General features: G+C 61.4%; 18 protein-coding genes and 1 tRNA gene. 10 read left to right on the top strand and 9 right to left on the bottom strand.

From position 1 onward, the window contains the following. Positions 1 to 254: 254 nt before the first annotated feature. A complete protein-coding gene (locus RCAS_RS26300) occupies positions 255 to 674 on the top strand; it encodes a DUF3592 domain-containing protein (RefSeq protein WP_012122099.1) in 420 nt (139 codons plus the stop codon). 78 nt (positions 675 to 752) lie between these two features. On the opposite strand, the gene RCAS_RS18785 is transcribed toward RCAS_RS26300, so the two are convergent. Next, on the bottom strand, positions 753 to 1994 hold the full coding sequence (locus RCAS_RS18785) for an MFS transporter (RefSeq protein ID WP_012122098.1): 1242 nt from the start codon (positions 1992 to 1994) through the stop codon (positions 753 to 755). Beyond that, positions 1995 to 2429: a hypothetical protein gene (locus tag RCAS_RS18780; RefSeq protein WP_012122097.1), complete on the bottom strand. Its 435-nt coding sequence runs from the start codon at positions 2427 to 2429 to the stop codon at positions 1995 to 1997. Between the two features lie 287 nt (positions 2430 to 2716). Between RCAS_RS18780 and RCAS_RS18775 the strand changes: the two genes are divergently transcribed. Both RCAS_RS18775 and pdo read left to right on the top strand, forming a co-directional pair. Next, the gene (locus RCAS_RS18775; RefSeq protein ID WP_157042699.1) at positions 2717 to 3442 is read left to right on the top strand and encodes a PIG-L family deacetylase; all 726 of its coding nucleotides are present in this window, start codon (positions 2717 to 2719) and stop codon (positions 3440 to 3442) included. Positions 3443 to 3511: 69 nt separating this feature from the next. After that, complete coding sequence (gene pdo, locus RCAS_RS18770) at positions 3512 to 4171, top strand: protein disulfide oxidoreductase (protein ID WP_012122095.1); 660 nt, start codon at positions 3512 to 3514, stop codon at positions 4169 to 4171. Between the two features lie 924 nt (positions 4172 to 5095). On the opposite strand, the gene RCAS_RS18765 is transcribed toward pdo, so the two are convergent. The 5 genes from RCAS_RS18765 to RCAS_RS18745 all read right to left on the bottom strand — a co-directional run bounded on the left by RCAS_RS18765 (position 5096) and on the right by RCAS_RS18745 (position 8175). After that, entirely contained in the window at positions 5096 to 5446 is a 351-nt protein-coding gene (locus tag RCAS_RS18765; protein WP_041331096.1) for a hypothetical protein, read from the bottom strand. 122 nt (positions 5447 to 5568) lie between these two features. Then, positions 5569 to 6324: a sulfite exporter TauE/SafE family protein gene (locus tag RCAS_RS18760; protein WP_012122093.1), complete on the bottom strand. Its 756-nt coding sequence runs from the start codon at positions 6322 to 6324 to the stop codon at positions 5569 to 5571. Positions 6325 to 6423: 99 nt separating this feature from the next. Continuing rightward, positions 6424 to 7479, bottom strand: a complete 1056-nt coding sequence (locus RCAS_RS18755) for a permease (protein WP_012122092.1) — start codon at positions 7477 to 7479, stop codon at positions 6424 to 6426. A gap of 92 nt (positions 7480 to 7571) precedes the next feature. Further along, positions 7572 to 7811 carry a thioredoxin family protein gene (locus RCAS_RS18750; RefSeq protein ID WP_012122091.1) on the bottom strand — a complete coding sequence of 80 codons (240 nt, stop codon included), beginning with the start codon at positions 7809 to 7811 and terminating at the stop codon, positions 7572 to 7574. 7 nt (positions 7812 to 7818) lie between these two features. Then, positions 7819 to 8175 carry an ArsR/SmtB family transcription factor gene (locus RCAS_RS18745; RefSeq protein ID WP_041331094.1) on the bottom strand — a complete coding sequence of 119 codons (357 nt, stop codon included), beginning with the start codon at positions 8173 to 8175 and terminating at the stop codon, positions 7819 to 7821. Positions 8176 to 8633: 458 nt separating this feature from the next. On the opposite strand from RCAS_RS18745, the gene RCAS_RS18735 reads away from it, so the two are divergent. The 6 genes from RCAS_RS18735 to RCAS_RS18710 all read left to right on the top strand — a co-directional run bounded on the left by RCAS_RS18735 (position 8634) and on the right by RCAS_RS18710 (position 14611). After that, positions 8634 to 9368 (top strand): metal-dependent hydrolase, encoded by a 735-nt coding sequence (locus RCAS_RS18735; protein ID WP_012122089.1) that lies wholly within the window; start codon positions 8634 to 8636, stop codon positions 9366 to 9368. A 31-nt stretch (positions 9369 to 9399) separates the two neighbouring features. Further along, entirely contained in the window at positions 9400 to 10356 is a 957-nt protein-coding gene (locus RCAS_RS18730) for a D-2-hydroxyacid dehydrogenase (protein ID WP_012122088.1), read from the top strand. Between the two features lie 34 nt (positions 10357 to 10390). Then, positions 10391 to 11680 carry an alpha-L-fucosidase gene (locus tag RCAS_RS18725; RefSeq protein WP_012122087.1) on the top strand — a complete coding sequence of 430 codons (1290 nt, stop codon included), beginning with the start codon at positions 10391 to 10393 and terminating at the stop codon, positions 11678 to 11680. A 5-nt stretch (positions 11681 to 11685) separates the two neighbouring features. Further along, entirely contained in the window at positions 11686 to 12690 is a 1005-nt protein-coding gene (locus RCAS_RS18720; protein ID WP_012122086.1) for an N-acetylglucosamine kinase, read from the top strand. Next, positions 12687 to 13304, top strand: coding sequence for an NADPH-dependent F420 reductase (locus tag RCAS_RS18715; RefSeq protein ID WP_012122085.1), 618 nt, complete (start codon positions 12687 to 12689; stop codon positions 13302 to 13304). Before RCAS_RS18720 ends, RCAS_RS18715 begins: the two co-directional genes overlap by 4 nt. Before the next feature lie 71 nt (positions 13305 to 13375). Continuing rightward, entirely contained in the window at positions 13376 to 14611 is a 1236-nt protein-coding gene (locus RCAS_RS18710) for a sugar ABC transporter substrate-binding protein (RefSeq protein WP_012122084.1), read from the top strand. Between the two features lie 1383 nt (positions 14612 to 15994). On the opposite strand, the gene RCAS_RS18705 is transcribed toward RCAS_RS18710, so the two are convergent. Together RCAS_RS18705 and RCAS_RS18700 are read right to left on the bottom strand one after the other, a co-directional pair. Further along, positions 15995 to 18238 carry an amylo-alpha-1,6-glucosidase gene (locus RCAS_RS18705; RefSeq protein WP_232280062.1) on the bottom strand — a complete coding sequence of 748 codons (2244 nt, stop codon included), beginning with the start codon at positions 18236 to 18238 and terminating at the stop codon, positions 15995 to 15997. 33 nt (positions 18239 to 18271) lie between these two features. Then, positions 18272 to 18346 (bottom strand) — tRNA-His (locus tag RCAS_RS18700). Between the two features lie 298 nt (positions 18347 to 18644). Between RCAS_RS18700 and RCAS_RS18695 the strand changes: the two genes are divergently transcribed. Then, positions 18645 to 21797, top strand: coding sequence for an FHA domain-containing protein (locus RCAS_RS18695; RefSeq protein WP_041331090.1), 3153 nt, complete (start codon positions 18645 to 18647; stop codon positions 21795 to 21797). The last annotated feature ends 271 nt before the right edge of the window (positions 21798 to 22068 follow it).

Raw genomic sequence — 22068 nt, 5'->3', positions numbered from 1 at the left:
GCAGCGACGGGTCATTCCGAGCGCAGCGACGTGTCATTCCGAGCGCAGCGCGGAATCTGAACGGGACGCGCACGACCCCTCGCGCGGCGCGGGGTGACAAGAGATGCCGCCTTCGGGTCATTCCGAGCGCAGCGCGGAATCTGAACGGGACGCGCCAGACCCCTCGCGCGGCTCGGGGTGACCGTGCCGGATGGTCACAGGGAATTGGTATTATTGCGGCGGCGATCGGGCTGGGCGCCTTGTACGGTGGGCAGATGTGGCGCGTGCATCAGCAAAATCAGATCGCCACGATGGTCAAGGCACAGGGCGCCGTTGTCGAAGTCGTCTCACGAACAAGAACCCAGGGCGAAAAACGAAGCACACTCCACTATGCAGTCGTGGAGTTTCGCACGGCGAACGGCGAGACAATTCGCTTTGAGGACACTATGGGCAGCAACCCGCCAGCCTACCGCGTGGGTGATGCCGTCGAAGTGCTGTACGACCCGCAAACGCCGCAGTCGGCGATGATCGACTCCTGGTGGATATGGATGCCTTCGACGATTGTGATGGTGGTCGGTGGTTCTTTTGCGGTTATAGGCGGACTTGCATGGCTCGATGCATTCTTCAATCTCATCAAACCCGGCGGTCTGCTGGGATTGCCGGGCATTCTGCTGCTGCGCCGGAGACGCGGGTAGCACATGGAGCGGGTTGCGCAGAAAAACAGGATTGCGTGAGACCCCGACTGAATGCGATGGCGTGTGCAGCAACTATCCTCACGTCAACTTCCGTATCTGCGGCACAGCCAAACGTATGAGCGCTGCGACTCCCAGGACCACCAGCGCCCCGCTGATCACTGCCGTCGGTTCACCGGCTCGCTCGGCGATCACCCCGATCCAGAGCGCACCGATTGGCATCATTCCGAAAAAGACCATGCTGTAGACCGCCATCACCCGACCCCGCAGCGCATCGGGTGTCAGCGTCTGCACCAGCGCATTTGCCAGGTTCATGATCAGGATCACCGCCAGCCCCGAAGCCGTCAGGAGCACCAGGGTCAGCGGCAGCCAGGTCGTGAAGGTCAGCACAATGAGCAGTGTTGGGAACGCAAATGTGCCGACTGTCAATAGACGCCCTTTGAACTGAAAGCGCCCCAGTGACGCAATCAGCAACGCTCCCAGCAGCGCTCCCAGACCGCGCGCCGATTGCAAGAGACCGGTTGTGGCGGCGTCGCCCCCCAGAATGCGCACCGCCCATGCCGGGAAGAGGGTCGCAAACGAGATGCCAAAACAACTCGTCGCCCCCACCAGCGCAATCAGCGTGCGCACCACCGGTTCGTGCAGGATGTAACTCAACCCCTCGCGCAGGTCGCGCCACGCCGAGGCGCTGCGTGGCGCAACCGGCTGCGGCGCCATCCGCATGCGCCAGAGCGCGCCAATGACCGCCAGGAACGAGATGCCGTTCAGCATGAAACACCACGCCGGTCCCACCAGAGTGTAGGTCACCCCCGCCATCGCCGGTCCGGTCGTCGTCGCCAGGTTGAACATCGTCGCGTTGAGCGCAATGCCATTCGTCAGGTCTTCCTTGTCCACCAGTTCACGCACGAATGCCAGGCGCGCCGGAGCGTCGAACGCATTGGCGATCCCTAGCAGGAACGAGAGTGCGACAATATGCCAGGGTTGGACGATACCGCTGAACACGAGCGCCGCCAGCGCGAATGCCAGCGCCATCTGCGCCGTCTGCGTGATGATCAGCAGAGTTCGGCGCGGCATACGATCGGCGACCACGCCGCCATAGAGAGTCAGCGCCCACGCAGGAATGCCGGCGGCGAACCCGACATACCCCAGGTACGCGGGCGAACCGGTCAGTTGAAAGACCAGAAATCCCTGAGCAGTGGTTTGCATCCAGGAGCCGAAGAGCGATACCATCTGCCCGAAGAACCAGAGGCGATAATTACGATGCCGTAACGCTGCGAATGTCCTTGCGGCAAACGCGCTACGCTGCGACGGTGTGATAGTCATTTACTGTGGAAAGATGCTCAGGTCGTTCTTCAACACAAGGGCGTGCTGGTAGGGGTCGAGCATTTCAGCCGTGATGCCGAGTCCTTCGATCAGCGCGCGGTAGCGCGGATGCGCTTCGGGGCGTTCACCGGCGGCGAGCACGGCATCGAGCAGGTTGAGCGCCAGGCAACGTCGTTGCTGATAATTGAGCCGTTCGCGCGCTTCACGGACGAACGCATCGAACGAAACACGCGCCAGATGCTGCTCGATCCGGTCGATCAGATCGCGGTCCAGCGCCAGGCCGCGCCGCGCATCCGGCACAAAGCGCGCCAGCGCGCCACGCTCATCATACAGGCTCCTCGCGCTGTGCAGGTGCGCCAGCGCCGCCAGTAGTGTCGCGCCAGGCGTCAGTGCGCCGGGCGGGTACACTGCGTCCAGTTCCGACCATGCTCCCATTGTCGCTCTCCTTCTATGCTCACCGTATTGCCGGATAGGAAGAGCAATTATACCACCTGCGCCGCTGTGTGTAACGTTGCAGCGGCGCAGCACATCTTATACCAATGACAATTGAAGATGCCGCATGCGTGTCATTCCGAGCCCTTCGCTTCGCTCAGGGTAAACGCAGCGAGGAATCTGCGCGGGTCGCGCAAGACCTTTCGCTCCGCTCGGAGTGACCATGCCGGATGTTCACAGGTAATTGGTATTATTTCGACAGCATCAATCTTTCTGGAAAGGGGCGAACCGTGTCATACGATGTCATGGTTATCTCCGCGCACCCCGACGATGCCGAAGTGCAGATGGGCGGCACAATCGCGCTACTGACGAAACAGGACAAACGGGTTGTGCTGGTCGATCTGTGCGATGGCGAACCGAGCGATTTCGCCGCGCCGGGTGTGCGCGCCGAACAGGCGCGCCGTGCAGCAGCGCATTTGGGCGCGGATCGTCTGTTCCTCAATGCACAGGACCGCCTGATCACCGACACGATCCATCTGCGTCTTGCCGTCGCTCGCCTGATCCGCATCCATCGTCCCGCCATCGTCTTCGCTACCACCGACGCCTGCGTCCACCCGGATCACGCGGCTGTCGGCAGCCTGGTGAGCGCTGCGGTCTTCTATGCGCGCCTTGATCACTGGGACCGTGTGCCGGGTGGGGAAGCGCTCGGCGATACCAGACCATGGGCGGTCGAGCGCCTCTTCTACCCACATTGCAAAATGGAACCGCCATGGGGACGCGACTTCGCCTTTGCAGTGGATGTCAGCAGTGTCTACGACCGCAAACGAGCGGCGCTGGCGGAATACGGCTCGATTTTCAGGATCGAAGAAGGGCATGATCGGTTGTTGACCCTCTACGAAGCGGAGGATGCATACGTTGGACGACTCTTCGGTGTGGCGTATGCCGAAGCGTTCAAAAGCCAGAGTCCGCTGCTGGTGCATAGTCCGACGGTCTTTCTGCCCGCCTTGCACGGGTAATGTAACCTTTGCTGCGCTTCACACATCATATGCGCAGAAGAATTGCACATCTCTGAGGAGGAAAGCCCAATGGCGCTCTTGCACGATAAGGACCGGAAGATTGTCCGTGAGCAACTCGAAGAAGGGTTGAAGCGACCGGTGACCATGGCATTTTTCAGCAGCAAGGAGAACTGTGAATTGTGCGATGTCACCGGCGAGTTAGTCGAAGAAGTGGCAGGGCTTCATCCATTGCTGCGCGTCGAGACCTACGACCTGCAAGCGGACGCCGCGCGCGCTGCCGAACTCGGCGTTGATAAGGCGCCGGCGATCGTCATCCTTGGCGGTGAAGCGGCGCAGGACTACGGCGTGCGCTTCTACGGCATTCCGAGCGGCTACGAGTTTGTGACCCTGCTCGAGGCGTTGCGGATGGTCGGCAGCGACACGGTGGAATTGCAACCGGCGACGCGCAGTTTCCTGAACGAACTGAAGCAACCGATGCACTTGCAAGTCTTCGTGACGCCAGGATGCCCATACTGCCCGCGCGCCGGGGTGCTGGCGCATCGCCTGGCGTATGCCAGCCCGCTGATCACCGCCGACGTGGTTGAAGTCACCGAGTTCCCTGACCTCGGCGAGCGCTACGAGGTGATGGGTGTGCCGCGCACAGTCATTGACGATGTGGTGCATATCGAAGGCGCCGCGCCGGAGAGCATGGTGGTCGGGAAGTTGCGCGAGGCACTGATGGCCGCATGAGTGGCGTGAGGCTCAGGTACACGTTGGCGCACCCCAACGCCATGTATGCCCGCTCTGCGCATACGCGCGCTCCGCTCGTGAACTCGCTGGGCGCAGGATGCGGGGATTGCTTCGACCGGCTGCGGCGGCGCGCGATGACTCGTTGGGGCGGGGGGATTGCTTCGACCGGCTACGCCGGTCTCGCAATGACAGGGCGCACCCCGGCACGCCCCACCGTGGGACGGACGCGCGCGCGGCGCGGGTCTCCTCGCTCCGCGTGCGGGAGCGGGGCAGGGGGTGAGGGGATTACTTCGACCGGCTGCGGCGGCGCGCGATGACAGCGCACCCCGGCACGCCCCACCGTGGGACGGACGCGCGCGGCGCGGGTCTCCTCGCTCCGCGTGCGGGAGCGGGGCAGGGGGTGAGTCAAACGCGCGTACCGGCCATTAGCGCCGGTTGGTGAACTCCCCTCTCCCGCGTGCGGGAGGAGTGTCAAGACGGTTCGACCAGGATTCCGGAGCCAACCGTCTGACGGGAAGCGGTCCGCCGTGGAGCAGTGCCGCAAGCAGCACCAACCGTCCGCGACGGAAACACCGGATCGTCCGAGGCGCCCGGCGACCCGTCGCGCGGCGGCGCGCCACATGCCGAGGCGGAAGCGCGTCCACGGTCGATGCAGGGTGCGCCACTTCGGTGGCACAGCCGACGCGCACCACCCACAAGGTCGCCGGCGCCATGACCAACCACCGCCGTTCGGCACACCGCGAGTCGGTTATGTTGGTCGGTTCCCCGTGCCACCCACCACGTGTTACCAATGACCTGTGACCATCCGGCATGGTCACCCCGAGCAGCGCGAGGGGTCGTGCGCGACCCGCGCAGATTCCTCGCTGCGTTTACCCTGAGCGAAGCGAAGGGCTCGGAATGACACGCATGCGGCATCTTCAATCGTCATTGGGATGTGGCATCCTGGTCGCTGCCCTCGACCCCGGCGCGCATCCCATACCAGACCGTCTCGGCGGCGTCCGGCGGCAGGTCGGTCAGCATCAATGTTTCGGTCGCGGCGGCATCCCAGCGCGCCGGCAACCTGCCGTCGATCTGGCGTTCGCCAGCCGTGAAACCGGTGACCCGTCCGCGCCACGAGGTGGGACAAGCATATCGTCGCAGTAGCCGGCCTCGCCTGCAAAAACCTTTTCCACTGATGCCGAACCACCCGAAAAACCCTACACTTGAGAGCGCTCCTCCACCGCCCGCCTCATGCCTCGCGCCGCGCGCCTCGCCGCCTGACAGCGTTGCGCGCATAGAGACAAAGTACCTCCACCGCCCACCGAATGCCTCGCGCTGCGCGCCTCTCGTCTTATATAGTATAAGGGGTGAGGGCACAACGGCACACCCCAACGCCACGCATGCCCGCTACGCGCCGGTTATGCCACGACGAGGCTCCACGTCCGTTGCAGCGCCAGCAACACCAGGGCCGCAGCGAAGATGCGCGTCAGAGTCAGACTCTTCACCCGGCGCGCCATAAATGCGGCGCCGGACTGAGCGCCTATAATGGCGGATACCGATGTCAGACCGAGCAAGAGCCAATCGAAGCGCGCATCGATCAGATGGGCAGCGAATGCCGAGAATGACGGCAGCGTCACAATGACCGCATTTGTTGCAGCGGCAATGCGCGCGTTGTAACCGAGCAACACCAATGTCGGCATCATCAGAAAGCCAGGACCAACGCCGAGGAAGCCGGCAAAAACGCCGATCGCCGCACTGGCCGCGCCGGCCTTTACCCGAACGTCATCACCGATCGAACGCGGCGCGCTGTCGTCTTGCGGCGGCGGAAAGGCCATGCGATATGCAAGGAAAAAGAGGACGCCGACATAAATCCACCAGATAGTAGTGGTTGACACAAACTGAAGCAACCAGACCCCGATCGGCGCCACAAGGGTGGTGATCGCCAGCAACGGAAGCGCGGTGCGCCAGTCGACCATTCCCTTGCGCGCCAGTGTGATAGCGCCGGTGATTGCTGTAATGCCATTGAGCCAGAGCGAGAGCGGCATGATTTCATGCTTCAGATCCAGACCAAACAAGCCGAGCGTCGGCGTCGCAATGAAGGCGACCCCTAGCCCCATCATTCCTGAGAGGAACGAAAGGATGAACAGCAGAAGCGTCAGGATAACATACGACATTGTCTGTCTCCTTTCCAGACGATGCCGATGATAGCGCGATCAACCCGGTCGCAAACAAAACAGGGGCGATCGCCGCCCCTGCTCTCAGTTGTCCAATCGTCAGCCCATCACCAGATTGAACAGATAGCCAACCATCATGATCCCGACGGCCACCACGCCGATAAACACGGCGATCAACTGTGGCTTGAGTACCCGGCGCAGAATGATCATTTCGGGCAAACTGAGGGCGACGACCGCCATCATAAAGGCAAGCGCCGTTCCCAGAGCGGCGCCTTTCGCCATCAGCGCCTGTACCACCGGGATTACACCGGCGGCATTCGAATAGAGCGGCACGCCGAGAATCACGCCTGCCGGCACCGACCACCATGCCTCGCGCCCAAGGATGCCAGACAGCGCTTCTTCGGGAACGTAGCCATGAATGCCGGCGCCAATGGCAATCCCGATGACGACGTAGAGCCAGACCTTGCCGACAATCTCACGGGTATTCTCCCATGCAAAGGCAAACCGTTCAGCCCATGTCGGCGCTTCACCTGCGACGGCGCCGCCACCGCCTTTGATCTGCCAGACAAAATCCTCGACGTAGCGCTCCAGGCGCAGGCGCCCGATAACGATACCGGATAGAATTGCCACACTCATGCCGGCAACCAGATAGAGTAGGGCTACCTGCCAGCCAAACATGCCAAGGAGCATTGCCAGCGCAACCTCATTCACCATTGGCGCGGCAATCAGGAACGAGAAGGTCACACCGAGCGGAATGCCCGCTTCGACAAAGCCGATAAAGAGCGGCACCGCCGAGCACGAGCAAAATGGTGTGAGCACGCCCAACCCGGCTGCCAGTGCGTTCCCGATCCCCTCACGCTTGCCGCCGAGCAGGGCGCGGGTGCGTTCGGGACTGAAGAACGAACGGAGGACGCTGATGCCGAAGATCATCCCACTTAACAGCAGCAGGATCTTTGGCACGTCGTACAGAAAAAAGGCGAGCGCCTCGCCTGCCTGTGATCCCTCGGCAAAACCCAGCACCCGATATGCCAACCAGTGCGCCAGCGGTTGGATCAGGTTGTACGCAATCAGCCAGCCAACAGCAGCGACGGCAACAATACCCCATGCGCGCCGTGATGAATGTCGTAGTGATAACGCCGATAATGTCTGCTCCATGATTCATCCCCCAGGATATGCAAAAAATTGCATATGCTTGCGTCATAAAATGGGGCGCCGCCGCCCCATCCCCCGATAAGACGTGCTGTGTATCAACCAACCTTCAGCCAACTGCCGATCTCCTCCTCAGTCGGAATGCGCCCGGAAGCGACCAAGACGTCATTGATCACCAAACCCGGTGTGCGCATGACATTCCAGCGCATCATCTGCGCATAATCCGTCACCTTCTCGATCTCCGCCGTCAGGTTGCGCTGCCGGATGACATTGCGCACACGCTCCTCCAACTTCCGGCAGTTTGCGCATCCTGACCCCAGAACCTTGATGTTCAGCATGGGTCCCTCACTCAATACGTGCAATGTGCGGTACACAACGCGGGCACGAACATCCCGTTGCCCGTCGCGTGGCCGGCTTCTCTTCATCGCCGACAATCGCGCGCGCTGTGTCGAGCATATCGAAGACTTCGCGCCGGATGACCCGATAGTAGATATTCGAACCGTCGCGCCGGTCCTTGATCAGGCCGAATCGCCGTAACACCGCTAGTTGCTGCGAGACGTATGCCTGCCGCAAGCCAAGCATCGCTTCGATATGGCAGACGCACGCTTCACCTCCGCGCAGGATTTCGAGAATCTGAATCCGCACCGGGTGCATCAGCGCCTTGAAGAGTTGAGCCTGTTTGTCAATTGTGACATGTGCCATGGCTCCTATCATATGCGTTTTTTTGAATATCCTGGTAACATTCTGTCACCTGGTTGTTGTGAATCCACAACCATCCTCCGTCTGCAAGATTTGTGCGAGATACGGTGTCGGAACACCCAACATCCGCTGCGTAAGAATCTGCGTCTGTGCGGGTGTGAGAAGGGGGTGATTGCCGCTGTGACGATGCGGGAGCGACCTCACCCAACGCTGGCCTGCGTGGTTCACTCCGGCGCTGCGGTTCCATTCCGGCGCGTCGCTCGCTGTCATCTCCTCACCGGCAACGCGCACCGCAACGTCCGCCTCCAACACGCGACATACGCCAGGACAACCTGTGCTATACTATGCTTGCCGGATGCCGCAACCTTAGCATCGCAGAGATCGCCGCAAAACGATGCTGGCAGGGTGTCTTGTTTCAGGTGCACCCCAGGTGACCCTCGCATGTGGAAAGGAGGAATGTGATGGCGACGATTGGTCGTGACACAACGATCAGTTGGCTCGGACACGGTACGTTCCATATCCAGACCCCCGGAGGGAAGAAGATACTGATCGACGCCTGGGTGGATGGCAATCCCGTCTGCCCCGATGAGTGGAAGCAACGGGTGCGTAGCGAAGGTCTTGATGCCATCTTCCTGACCCATGGGCACTTCGACCATATCGCCGATATTCTGGATCTGGCAACCGCCACCAACGCCACGATTGTCGGGCAGTTCGACATCACCAGTTGGCTCGCGTCGAAAGGCGTCGGTCAGGATCGGTTGGTCGGGTTCAACAAAGGCGGGACGGTCGAAGTAGCAGGCATTCGCGCCACGATGACCCACGCGACCCATAGCAGCACTTTTACCGACAATGGCATAATTGTGCCGATGGGCACGGAGGCGGGGTATGTGCTGCGGATGGAGAATGGCTTTGTAATGTATCATACCGGCGATACCGCCGTGACGATGGACATGCAGATCATCGGCGATCTGTACCGCCCCGAATTGGTTTTCCTGCCGATTGGCGATCACTTTACCATGGATCCGATGCAGGCCGCCTATGCGCTGAAGTTGATCCGTCCGAAATTCGCCATTCCAGAGCACTACGGCACCTTCCCAATCCTGCGTGGCACGCCGGACCAACTCCGCGAGCAGTGTAGCGCTTTTGGCGTTGATGTGACCGTGATCGACCTGAAGCCGGGCGAATCGGTCAGTTGACAGGCGGTCGTCGCTCTCCTGTGAGGTGTTAATGAAGCTGCTCATTCCGCAGGCGCTCGCACCCCTGATTGAACCACGCCTGGCGGAGATGGCGCCGGACCTGGAGGTGGTGCGTTTCGACGATGCCGGAGAACCGGAGGGGGATGTCTGCGACGTAACTATGCTGCTCCGCTGGTGGACGCCGGTCAGTGCGCTGCGCCGCGTTCTGGCGGCAGCGCCGAACCTGCGCTGGATCCACACGCCGAGCGCAGGCGTTGAGCATCTCCTGATTCCCGAAATTCTCGAACGCGACATTGTGCTGACGAATTCGGCAGGCGCACAGGCTATTCCTATCGCCGAGTTCGTTTTGATGTACATGCTGAACCATGTCAAACGCGCCTTCGACCTCAAGGCGCTGGCGCCCGACGAGTGGGATCGCGGCGACGATATTCCCTGCGATGAACTGTTCGAGCGCACGCTCCTGATCATTGGCTATGGTCACATCGGCGCAGAGATCGCCAAACGGGCGCGCGCCTTCGGTATGCGGATCCTTGCCAGCCGCCGCCATCCCCAACCAACCGACGGGGTGGATGTGATGGTCGGGGAGCATGGCTGGCGCGACCTTCTCCCACAGTCTGATTATATCGTTCTTGCCGTACCGCTGACCGCTGCAACCCGTGGGATGTTCGACGCGGACGCTTTCCGGCGTATGAAGTCGAGCGCCTACCTGATCAATATCGCGCGCGGGCAGATCGTTGACACCGATGCGCTCCTGGAGGCGCTGCACAGCGGGCGAATCGCCGGCGCGGCGCTCGATGCGCTGCCCATCGAGCCACTGCCTCCCGACCATCCGCTCTGGAAAGCGCCCAATGTCTGGATTACGCCGCATATTTCGTATTCGTCACCACGCACGCGCGAACGTATTATCGATATCTTCTGCGAGAATCTCCGCCGCTATCGAACGGGTGAACCGCTGCTCAACGTTGTGGATAAGGCAGCTGGCTATTGACGTTGCACTATGTCAACACGCACAGGAGACGACGATGCTCACACCGGCGCCGACGCGCGGCGATACGTCCTGGTTCGTTCACGACCGCTTCGGGATGTTCATTCACTGGGGGTTGTACGCGCTCGCAGCACGCCACGAGTGGGTCAAAAGCCGCGAAAAGATCGACGACGCATCCTATCAGCGCTATTTCGACCATTTCGACCCTGACCTGTACGATCCGCGCGCCTGGGCGCGCGCTGCGCGTGAGGCGGGGATGAAGTATGTGGTGATAACGACGAAACACCACGAGGGGTTCTGTCTGTGGGATACGCAGTACACCGATTATAAGGCGCCCAATACGCCGGCAAAGCGCGATCTGCTGAAGCCGTTCGTCGAGGCGTTCCGCGCCGAAGGGTTGCGTATCGGGTTTTACTATTCGCTGATCGACTGGCATCATCCCGATTTTCTTATCGATGTCTTTCATCCACTGCGCGACCATCCAAATGTCGCCCAACTGAACGCCGGGCGCGATATGCGGCGTTATGCTGCATATATGCGCAATCAGGTGCGTGAGTTACTGACCGGCTATGGATCGGTGGATATTATCTGGTTCGATTTTTCCTACCCCAACCGCGAGTACAACGGCTTGCCCGGCAAAGGGCGTGTCGATTGGGAAAGTGAAGCGCTGCTGCGCCTGGTGCGCGACCTGGCGCCCGACATTATTGTCAATAACCGCCTCGATCTGCCGACTGAGTTCGCCGATGTGCATACGCCTGAGCAGTTTCAGCCGCGTGAGTGGGTCCATGTCGATGGCGAGCCGGTGGTGTGGGAGACGTGTCAGACGTTCAGCGGGTCGTGGGGGTACCACCGTGATGAAATGACCTGGAAAAGCCCGGAACAACTCATTCAGATGCTGGTCAATTCCGTGGCATGCGGTGGCAACCTGCTGATGAATGTCGGTCCGACGGCGCGTGGGACGTTCGACGACCGCGCGCTTGCAGCCCTCAAGGTCTATGCCGACTGGATGCGCTTGCACAGCCGCTCAATCTATGGTTGCACGCAGAGTGAGTTTACTGCGCCGACCGATTGCCGCTTCACGCAGAATGGAAAGCGACTCTACCTCCACATTTTTTCCTGGCCCTTCCGCCATCTGCACCTTGATGGCATGGCAGGCAGAGTGGAGTATGCGCAACTCCTCCATGATGCCAGCGAAGTTCGGCTGCTTGAACCGGGTAAGCACAATGAATGGAGCATCGCCCAAACTGCTGCCGATACGCTCACCCTGGAGTTACCGGTGGTCAAGCCCCGTGTGACTGTGCCGGTGGTGGAATTGTTCCTTCGGTGAGCGCTATGAGCGGCAGGTATGTTGTCGGTATCGATGCAGGCGGATCGAAAACTCATGCACTGATTGCCGATCTGGAAGGGCGCGTCGTTGGCGGCGGAGAAAGCGGACCGGGCAACTGGGAAGGGGTCGGTCTCGATGGGGCGTTCGATGCCTATGCGCGGGCAATCGATGCGGCGTTGCGCATGGCCGGTATCAACCGCACCGATATTTGCGCCGCCGGATACGCGCTGGCGGGTCTTGATTGGGAAAGCGATGTGGCGCGGCTTGAGTCGGTGATCAGGCGCCTGGATCTGCCCGGACCCTATACGCTGGTGAACGACGCTTTTGGCGCACTCCGCGCGGGTTCCACCGATGGATGCGGCGTGGCGGTGATCGCCGGAACCGGCTCGACGGTTGCCGGTCGCAATCGTCGCGGCGCAACATTCCGCACCTTTGGGTTGGGCATGCACTGGGGGGACTTCCACGGCGCGGCTGGGCTGGTCTGGGAAGCGACCCGCGCCATTGGGCACGCCTGGATTGGGCGTGGACCGGCGACCGCACTGAGTGACGCTTTTGTGCGGGCATATGGCGCGGTTGATGTGCCCGATCTGGTCGAACGGGTGTCACGTGGCGCTGCTCCACCACCGAATGGACGCCTGGCGCGGCTGGTTTTTACCGTCGCCGATGCCGGCGATGAAGTTGCCTGCCGGATTGTACGGCAGGCAGGAGAGGAGTTGGGGTTGACGGCTGCGGCAGTGGTGCGCAAACTCGCGCTCGAACACGAATCTTTCGATCTGGTGCTGGCGGGAGGGGTCTTTCGCGCGCGGAACAGGCTGCTCATTGGTGCGCTGACGGAGCAGGTTCGCCGGTGCGCACCGATGGCGCGGGTGGTGCGGCTGGAGGCGCCGCCGGTCGCCGGCAGCCTTCTGCTGGCGTTCGATGCCGCTGGTGTGCCAACACCGCCGGCGCTTTGTGTGCGGTTGCTGGCAGAGGCGCACCACTGGTTTCAGACGATAGGAGGGATGGAATGACGACGATTGCGCTCATTGGTACAGGCAGAATGGCGCGTGGGTTAGGCGCAGGATGGGTGCGCGCCGGTCATCGCATTATCTTTGGGTCGCGCGTTCCCGATGAGAAGACCGACCTGATCGCTGCGCTTCCTGCTGCGCGGGTGACGACGTATGCCGATGCGCTGGAAGAATCTGCAATCGTTGTTCTCACGCTGCCATACCCCGACGTGGCGCCGTTCTGCCGCGCCCACGCCGCTGCGCTGCGCGAGCGATTGGTGATCGACATCTCGAACCCGTTCGATCATCTGCCGGACAATCGTGTCGCCGGCGCTGAAGTCACCCGCGATGCCATTGGTCCGGGCGCGCGCGTTGTTGCCGCCTTCAAGACCAATTTCGCCGCGACGCTCCTTGCACCGCTGAATGTCGACGGCGTTCAGCGCGATGTGCTGTTCGCCGGGGATGATGAGGAGGACAAACGCATCGTTGCCGGGCTGATCGCCGATCTTGGATTTCGACCGGTCGATTGTGGCGTGTTGCACAATGCGCGCATCCTCGATGGCATGGTTCCGCTGATCATCGAACTCGACCGGCGCTATGGCGGCGCGTGGCAGACATCGTGGAAATTGCTGCCTTGACAATATCTCCATATGCGCGTGCCCTGATCCTCCTTCTGTGTTGCCTGGCAGCCTGCGCGCAGCCTGAATCTATGGCGCCAACGCCGTTGCCTGAGCCTTCCGCAACACCAACCGCTACAGCGACACCGCTGCCTTCGCCAACGACTGCGCCGACCGCGCCGCCGCCTCCCACGCTCACGCCTGCGCCGGAACCGTTGACGGTGTGGGCAGCAGGTGACGAAGCGCGACGTGACGCCCTCGCGCGGCTGCTCAGCGAAGCCGCCGCCGCAGCCAACGTGCCGATCCGCATCCGTAGCAGCACTCCCGACGCCATGATCGCCCGTCTGCGCGTCGATCAGATCGATGGACGGCCACCACCGGATGTCATCTGGGGTGATGGCAACGATCTGGCGATCCTGCGCACCATGGGGCTGATTCAGGCAGTGCGCTCGACGCCTGCCGCCGAGGGTACGCTGCCGGCTGTCGTTGTGGGCGCAACCGCCGACGATCAGCAGTGGGGCGTGCCGGTTGGCGCACAGGGTTTCTTGCTGCTGCTCTACAACCGGAAACTTGTCGAATATCCGCCGCGCACCATCGACGCACTGATCGCGGCTGCGCGCACCAACACCGGCGGAGGACGGTTCGGACTGGTTGCCGGGTGGACTGAAGCGCGCTGGTTTGCGCTCTGGCTTGACATAACAGGAGGCGCCATGCTCGATGCCGACGGAATGCCCGCCCTCGACGCTCCTGCTGTTGTGTCTGCGCTCGAACTGCTGCGCACCCTCCGGCGGTATGGACCAACGCCCCCCTCGACCTACGATGAGGGCGCGCGACTCTTCCGGCGCGGCAGGGTGGCGCTGGCAATCGATGGCGATTGGGCGCTGGAAAGTTATCGGGGATTGACCGACACCCTGGAGTTAGGCATCGCGCCGCTGCCGCTGGCGAATCGGGGCGTGCCGGCAGCCGCGCCGCTTACCGGCGTGTACTTGATGTACGGCGCTGCGCTCGACGGTCAACGCCTGGCACAGGCAGAAACGCTGGCAGCGACCCTCCGCGAACCGGTATGGCAGGCGCGCATCGCGCGCGACCTGAGCATGCTCCCGGCGTCCATTCCCGCCTTGAACGACCCGGCGGTCACTGACGATCCGGCGCTGGCGGCAGCTGCAACGTATGCCGGCAATGCGCCGGGCATCCCGCCGACCCGTCCGATTCGCTGCGCATGGGACGCCATCGAAGTCGAACTGCCGCCATTCCTGCTCGGCAGGCGCACCGCCGCCGAAACCGCCACCGCCATGCAACGGCGGGCGATGGCGTGTGTGGAGCGGTAGCTTCTATGCGTATGGGCGTCTCGCCTGTGAGCGACGGGTGACAGGCATTCGCTCAACCTGTCGAGGTAATTACACCGCTTACACTGCGTGCAGTCATGCATTGGCAGAAAACAATGCGCCGCTATACCGGCGTTGTCCGACCGGGCGCCCCCTGCGCTGCGAACGCACGCCTTCGCTCAGGACGAGGAAGCCCCGTAGGGGCTTGCACGATCTCAGCCAGGGCTTCAGCCCGCAGCGCCAGCTTCGTGTTTGGGAGACGCCAGGCGCACGGGCGAGCTGCACCACCCCCCACCGCAGGCGGGCTTCGCAAGCATAGCCCGCAACTGATGAGGATGAGGCAATGAACCCGGTAAACCTGCGCTGCGGGCGCACGCCTTCGCTCAGGACGAGGAAGCCCCGTAGGGGCTTGCACGATCTCAGCCAGGGCTTCAGCCCGCAGCGCCAGCTTCGTGTTTGGGAGACGCCAGGCGCACGGGCGAGCTGCACCCCCCCCCCCCACCGCAGGCGGGCTTCGCAACCATAGCCCGCGACTGATGAGGATGAGGCAATGAACCCGGTAAACCTGCGCTGCGGGCGCACGCCTTCGCTCAGGACGAGGAAGCCCCGTAGGGGCTTGCACGATCTCAGCCAGGGCTTCAGCCCGCAGCGCCAGCTTCGTGTTTGGGAGACGCCAGGCGCACGGGCGAGCTGCACCCCCCCCCACCGCAGGCGGGCTTCGCAACCATAGCCCGCGACTGATGAGGATGAGGCAATGAACCCGGTAAACCTGCGCTGCGGGCGCACGCCTTCGCTCAGGACGAGGAAGCCCCGTAGGGGCTTGCACGATCTCAGCCAGGGCTTCAGCCCGCAGCGCCAGCAGACCGGTTGCCTCGCTTCGTGTTGAGGAAGCCCCGTAGGGGCTTGCACGATCTCAGCCAGGGCTTCAGCCCGCAGCGCCAGCTTCGTGTTTGGGAGACGCCAGGCGCACGGGCGAGCTGCACCACCCCCCACCGCAGGCGGGCTTCGCAACCATAGCCCGCGACTGATGAGGATGAGGCAATGAACCCGGTAAACCTGCGCTGCCACACCGCGCATCCCCTGCGCTGCGGGCGCACGCCTTCGCTCAGGACGAGGAAGCCCCGTAGGGGCTTGCACGATCTCAGCCAGGGCTTCAGCCCGCAGCGCCAGCAGACCGGTTGCCTCGCTTCGTGTTGAGGAAGCCCCGTAGGGGCTTGCACGATCTCAGCCAGGGCTTCAGCCCGCAGCGCCAGCAGACCGGTTGCCTCGCTTCGTGTTGAGGAAGCCCCGTAGGGGCTTGCACGATCTCAGCCAGGGCTTCAGCCCGCAGCGCCAGCAGACCGGGCTATTTTCTGCATCAGCCGTCGGGCGCCTCCCACAACGGCGTCAACCCTTGATGCGCACCTCGACCCCGCCATCCGCAATGATTTCCACCCCGGCGTGCGTTGCCCGAAAATGGACCCGTCGTTCGCCGACACGCAGATTCTGCACCTCGACCCACGAGAGCCAAGGCGGAAGATGCGGCGCAAGGTGCAGTGTGTTGTCGAGCGCATCGACCTCAAGCCCCAGAATGCTGCGCACGATCAGCAGCCCTGTACCGGCAGCCCACGCCTGTGGACGGCAACTCACCGGGTATGGCACAGGACCATCGAACGTTTCAGGATCGCGGTCATACCCGCACATCAACTCGGGCAGGCGACGCAAGCGGAAATGCGCCGCCGCTGCAACCAGGCGACCGGCGATTTCATTGGCTTTGTCACGGAACCCACTCCGAGTCAATCCCCAGAGGATCAGCGAGTTATCGTGGGGCCAGACGCTGCCATTGTGATAACTTATCGGATTGTAATTCGGGTCGGCGGCGCTGCGGGTGCGCACCCCCCAGCTCGACAACATATCGGGCGCTGTTAGTCGATCTGCTACCTGCGCAGCGTATTCCGGCAGCAAAAGATCGCACAGAAGTGCGTGTCCCGGATTGCTGGTGACTTCACGAATGGGTCCTTTGCCAACCTCAATCGCCTGCGCGTAGAACTTCTCGTCCTCCAGCCAGAAATCGGCATTGAACCGCTCTTTCAGCGCCGCAGCGCCAAGACGCAACTCTGCCGCCCGGTCAGGTTCTCCCATGCGCTCGAACAGATCCGCCATCCAGGTTTTGGCGGCATAAGCGTATGCCTGCACCTCCACCAGCGCCAGCGGCGGTTCGGCAAGGGTTCCGTCGGGATGCATCACCGAATCGCGCGAGTCCTTCCACCCCTGAATGCGCAACCCTGCTGTCGAGCGCGGCTCGAACGCGATATAACCATCACCATCGGCATCGGCATAAAGGTCGATCCAGTCGATCGCGCGCAACGCCGCCGGCAGCAGATCGTGGTACAGCGTCCTGTCGCCGGTCCAGCGCACGGTGGCAGCGAACAGCATTAAGAACAGGAGCGTGGCATCAATGCTGCCGTAATAGGGATTGAACGGAACGCTGTTGGTGTTGGCGAGTTCCCCAAAGCGCATTTCGTGCAGAGTCTTGCCCGGCTGCTCATCGCGCCAGGGATTATCCTGTGTTCCCTGATGCGCCGCCAGATAGCGCAACGTGCTACGCGCCAGGTCCGGCTGAAACCAGAGCGCCTGAAAACTGGTAATCAACGAATCGCGCCCGAAGGGAACCGCAAACCAGGGAATTCCCGCCACCGGCAGGAAGAGATCGCCAAACGGCACTGTCAATGCACGGAGATCGTGGCTGCTGCGCCGTAGTATCTCGTTGAACGCCGGGTTATCGGTTGTCACGATGGCTGCCGCTTCGTCCCATGCCTGGTATGATGCGCGTACCGCTTCCAGCGCCGTCTCAAACGATTCGCCTGCACGACTGTTCTGTTGGTCCAATGGATCGGTCGCAGGTGTGATGGTCAGATCAACGCTCCAGGTGGCATGCGGTTCCAGCGTCAGACGCCAGTGTACCTGCGCGCGCGCGGGGGTTGGCAGTTGCCGCAGACGGCGCGCCCCTTCGCCTTGCGGACCGGGAGAGGGCGGCGGCGCTTCAGCGCCGAGTATATCAACCGTATCCGGGATGACACTCAGATGAATGTCGGTGGTGCGCACCACATCATCGGCGCCGCGATAGATGAATCGGAGCCGATCGCCGTGATATTCGACCGGCGCTATTGAACCGCGTGGACCGCCGGCGAAGCCGCGCACAACGAACATATCGGCAAAATCGACGGCCAGTTCGACCGTCAGATCACACTCGATTGGAGTGCGATTGTAGTTGGTGACCCCAATCCGCTCATAGACCGCCTCGTGTGCGACCCGCTCGCGCCGCACCGCGATTGTCTGGCGGTCGAGTCCCTGTTCGTTACCGGATGCGCCGTTCGTCAGGAGGAACACGGCACGATACACATGTTCATCACTCGAAGCGAGCAGTTCGAGCGGTTGACTGTTCAGGCGCACCTGGAAGCCGCTGAGGTGGCGCATATCGTAGAAATACAGACCGAATGGCGAGTCCTCGACGGGAATATCGCCGTTATGGTCGCTGATCATAAACGTGTGATGATTGGAAACAACCAGGTAATCCACGGGCGCGCCTCCGCTGTGCGCAAAGCAACGAAAAACCGACGTCGCAACGCGATAGCGATGTACTTTCGCCAAACAAAAAAGTCTCCTCATCGAGGAGACAGAAGATGGGGTGCCTGATGGGTCTCGAACCCACAACCTCCTGAGCCACAGTCAGGCGCTCTGCCGTTGAGCTACAGGCACCACGACTGCCCTAGTATAGCACAGCGACCGGAAGGCGTCAAACAGAAACCGCTGTGCATCGGGCATCTCTGGTTGCGCAATAACAATCCATCGTTGTTGAATCCTCCATTCCTGTCCTTTCGCATACACGGTATAAGAAGCGGAAAGGCTTCGCAAGCGTTTCTTGTGCCATCTCCATTAGCGTCGCGGAGAAAACGATATGCGCCATGCTTCCGACTCGCAGCCGTTGCCCATATGCCCATTCTGTGGCGCCCCACATCGTCCTGGAATACATGTTTGCCCGCAGTGTGGTCGTCCATTGCATCCATCATCGCATATCTTCGAACTCCTGGTCATCCGGGAGAATACCATCACGGCGCACATTCCTCTGCCCACAGCCGTGATCGCCATCGGTCGAGCAACCGATAACACGATCCTTCTTGACGATCCAAAGATCTCGCGTCACCATCTTCGCCTGACATGGAACGGCGCTGCATTCGTTGCCGAAGATGTTGGGAGCAGCGGCGGAACGTTACTGAACGGCGTCTCGCTGCGCGCGCCGACTGCCCTGCGTCCGGGGGACACGCTGACGCTGGGAGACACGATGCTGCGTCTGGGCATTGTGTCGGAAGTGGAAGCCGTCCTCGCTCCGCCAGTGCTGCCTGCCGCTCCGCTACCGCCGTCCCTGGCTGCGCCCTCAGCCCATGCATCCGGTCCAATGTCAGCGCCGCCATACCCTCCACCATCCGCATGGCCGTATTCGTCTGCGACTGGGCAGGAACCATCCGCCTTTGCGCAATCGTATTCGCCTCATGCACCGCCTCCTCCCGGTATGGCGCCTTACCCACTGCCGCCTTCTGGCGTCTCCCAGATGCCTACGCCGCTGTCCCGCCACTCACTGTCGCCTGGACTGCTCGCAATCGCCGCGATTGCGGTCGTCTTCGTCGTCGTTGGAGGGATTGCTGCGGCGTTGCTCTTCGGTTTCGGGCGCAGTGCAATCAGCAGCGCGCCGCCAGCCAATAGTACGCCTCTTCCGCCGGCAAATCTCGGTCCGACGACCCCGACCGCGACGCCTGCTCCACTGACCATGACGATCGCGCCCATCGAGCAGACAACCGTCGCTGCTGATGGACAACCGCACATTGATAGTCATGGCGCCAGTCTCACCGTTCCAGGTGATGCGCTTGAGGAGGGATCAGGGATCGAATTAATGGCGAGCGCCGCGCAGGGATCGCTCGCAGATGCGCTCAATCAGGCGTTTGCCATCGAAACGCCGTTCTATTCGGTTGTGGCAGAACACGACGGGCGTGGACGCGCAACGCTGGCGCTCCCGGCAGCCGGACCGGACTCGCGTGTAGCAGTGGTCATCGATAACGAATATCTGGCGCTCCTTGATCTCCAACCAACCGATGGCATGCTGCGCATCGACACGTTGATTGCGCCCAAGACGCTGCCCGACGCGCCTGCGCCGGGAATAGCGCGCGATGGGACGATCCACTATGTCGTTCTGCGTCCCAAACCCGGCAGCGCCGCATCTCCAGCCGAAACGCACAACCTGCTGGGGCTGAACCTTGCGCCGCGCCGCGCCTATGCCGCCGATGTCTATCGTGAATGCCTGGAATGGACGACAAACACTCGTTGTCGGACGAACGGCAGAGTCCATGTCATGTGGCGACTGACCGTGCCACTACAAACCGCCGATGCCGACGCCATCATTTCTCAGGTGGATGTCCTGATGAAAGCGTATGCAGGGAGAGGGTTCACCGCTGCTGCGTCAAGCGCGTCGATCTTTGTGATTGTCGATCCATCAGTTGCCGGACCGGTGTATAGCGCCAAGAATGGGATTATATATCTCCCGATGGATAGCGCATCCAGCATATCCACCAATGAAGGACGACGTGATCTGGCGCACGAACTTTTTCACTGGATCCAGGACGAGGAGTACGTTATGACGCTATCGGCGCTCTCTGGCGCCAGAACATGGTGGCTGGAAACGACTGCGGAAAATGGCGTGTTTTTGATCGATGATAGCGCTCTGGAGTTCAACCTACAGCACTATGGTCAGACAACGGTTGATCGACCGGCATTCCTTGGTTTTCAGGCGGCGCCGTTCACATGGTCGCGCAGCGACGAGGCGCGGTACATCCACGCGCAATTGCTCAGGGTAAACATGTGCGACAGCGATGCCTGCGCAATAAGCGAACAGGGAATGATTCGGGCAATCAACGACGGAACATACCCGCTCAATGACGCCGCCTTCCAGGCGAACATCCGCGCCAATCTGGACGATTACGCGCGCTATCTGCTCGGCGTAGCGCCTGAACGGACGAATACGACTATCTCGCTCCACAACGTCGTCCGTACCGGTGATACGTTTGGTGATGTCATCTGGGTCAAACAAAATATCCTGAGCGCTGCACAAGAGTTCTTCCTGGAAAGCAGTTCGGGTGAACCGCAGATCAGGCAGGAGACCCCCAAAGATCGCCCGCCCGAATACATCATCAACGCGCCCATCGAGCGGGCAGGAGTCTATCCGTTACAGGTCGTCAGCGGCGGAACAGGCAGACCAACCTGGCCTGTCATGCTGATCATCGAACCAGGGATCGAACTCTTGTATCGCCTGGATGATGAACCTGTCGTTCATCATCCAGGCGATGCGCAGCTGGTGCTGGGTCCGATCCATGCGACAATGGGCTATCGAAAGGTGCGGGTGGTTGCGCTTGGGCGTGATGAGACGAACACCTTCAAAGCCGCCGTGCGCCTTGTCGATCTGCAAGGAGACTGGTTGCTGATACCGGGTGATGTGCGCAGCAATTCGGTTGTGTGCAGCAGTGACAACACATCCGTCGATCCCGCGAAACTGACTCAACTATCCGCCGCCCTCTCAGAGGGGATGGCGCAACGAGGATCATACACCTGGCAAGGTCTCAACGAACTGGCGTTTGCGCTCGATCCCGGCATGACCCTGACCGACGATCCGGATGATCACTCGCAGATCGAAGCGATTGGATTGATTGGACCCGATAATATTCAGGGGATGCTGCGTCTGGTTGTTCCGCCGCCAGAAACGGGCGGCATGCAACCAGGAGTTCTTCTGCTGGTTGCGATGCCTTCCGGTATTCTGGCGTGGCGCACACGCCGCCGTGTCTTGATGGCGCTGACGATTCTGATCCTGGGCGCTTTCCTCGCCGGATGCGTCGGCGTATCGGTTCATGGCAGCGTCGACACACGCTACATCCTTGGCAAACTGGAATATGTCGGCAAGGGCGACACCCTCGGCGAACCGCTCTGGCGCATCAGCAAGGGTGCAGCAACGACCGATGTAGATCTGACGATCACCGTAGCAACGCAGATGATCGGAGATGAGCAACCACAGGAACAAACAACCCAGTGCAAGGGTCGGGTAGTACACGACATCACCGTCGAGATCTATAAAGATGGCGTTATCTCGCTACAAGATGACGGCGAGTAAGAAGAACACACCACGGTACGCTATCTGGGATCATTGCGGGTGTGAAGATTGCTCCTTCTGCAACCATTGAGGGAGACGAAGACGCCTCTTCGTCTCCCTCATACCAATGACCTGTGACCATCCGGCATTGCCACCCCGAGCAGCGCGAGGGGTCGTGCGCGACCCGCGCCGATTCCTCGCTGCGCTCGGAATGACACGCATGCGGCATCTTCAATCGTCATTGGTATCAGTACGTACAGGTGCGTTTTCGCGCCAATGCCTGATACAGCGT

Origin of the sequence: Roseiflexus castenholzii DSM 13941 (assembly GCF_000017805.1) — a bacterium.
Classification (GTDB): Bacteria; Chloroflexota; Chloroflexia; order Chloroflexales; family Roseiflexaceae; genus Roseiflexus; species Roseiflexus castenholzii.
This window is presented reverse-complemented; position numbering and strand designations above follow the sequence as displayed.

Excerpts from the sequence above, each read along its gene's own strand:
- pdo (WP_012122095.1), top strand. The coding sequence starts at position 3,512 with ATGGCGCTCTTGCACGATAAGGACCGGAAGATTGTCCGTGAGCAACTC.
- RCAS_RS18755 (WP_012122092.1), bottom strand. The coding sequence starts at position 7,479 with ATGGAGCAGACATTATCGGCGTTATCACTACGACATTCATCACGGCGC.
- RCAS_RS18730 (WP_012122088.1), top strand. The coding sequence starts at position 9,400 with ATGAAGCTGCTCATTCCGCAGGCGCTCGCACCCCTGATTGAACCACGC.
- RCAS_RS18760 (WP_012122093.1), bottom strand. The coding sequence starts at position 6,324 with ATGTCGTATGTTATCCTGACGCTTCTGCTGTTCATCCTTTCGTTCCTC.
- RCAS_RS18710 (WP_012122084.1), top strand. The coding sequence starts at position 13,376 with ATGGCGCCAACGCCGTTGCCTGAGCCTTCCGCAACACCAACCGCTACA.
- RCAS_RS18765 (WP_041331096.1), bottom strand. The coding sequence starts at position 5,446 with ATGCGCGCAACGCTGTCAGGCGGCGAGGCGCGCGGCGCGAGGCATGAG.
- RCAS_RS18785 (WP_012122098.1), bottom strand. The coding sequence starts at position 1,994 with ATGACTATCACACCGTCGCAGCGTAGCGCGTTTGCCGCAAGGACATTC.
- RCAS_RS18780 (WP_012122097.1), bottom strand. The coding sequence starts at position 2,429 with ATGGGAGCATGGTCGGAACTGGACGCAGTGTACCCGCCCGGCGCACTG.
- RCAS_RS18750 (WP_012122091.1), bottom strand. The coding sequence starts at position 7,811 with ATGCTGAACATCAAGGTTCTGGGGTCAGGATGCGCAAACTGCCGGAAG.
- RCAS_RS18745 (WP_041331094.1), bottom strand. The coding sequence starts at position 8,175 with ATGGCACATGTCACAATTGACAAACAGGCTCAACTCTTCAAGGCGCTG.
- RCAS_RS18735 (WP_012122089.1), top strand. The coding sequence starts at position 8,634 with ATGGCGACGATTGGTCGTGACACAACGATCAGTTGGCTCGGACACGGT.
- RCAS_RS18725 (WP_012122087.1), top strand. The coding sequence starts at position 10,391 with ATGCTCACACCGGCGCCGACGCGCGGCGATACGTCCTGGTTCGTTCAC.
- RCAS_RS18720 (WP_012122086.1), top strand. The coding sequence starts at position 11,686 with ATGAGCGGCAGGTATGTTGTCGGTATCGATGCAGGCGGATCGAAAACT.
- RCAS_RS18715 (WP_012122085.1), top strand. The coding sequence starts at position 12,687 with ATGACGACGATTGCGCTCATTGGTACAGGCAGAATGGCGCGTGGGTTA.
- RCAS_RS26300 (WP_012122099.1), top strand. The coding sequence starts at position 255 with ATGTGGCGCGTGCATCAGCAAAATCAGATCGCCACGATGGTCAAGGCA.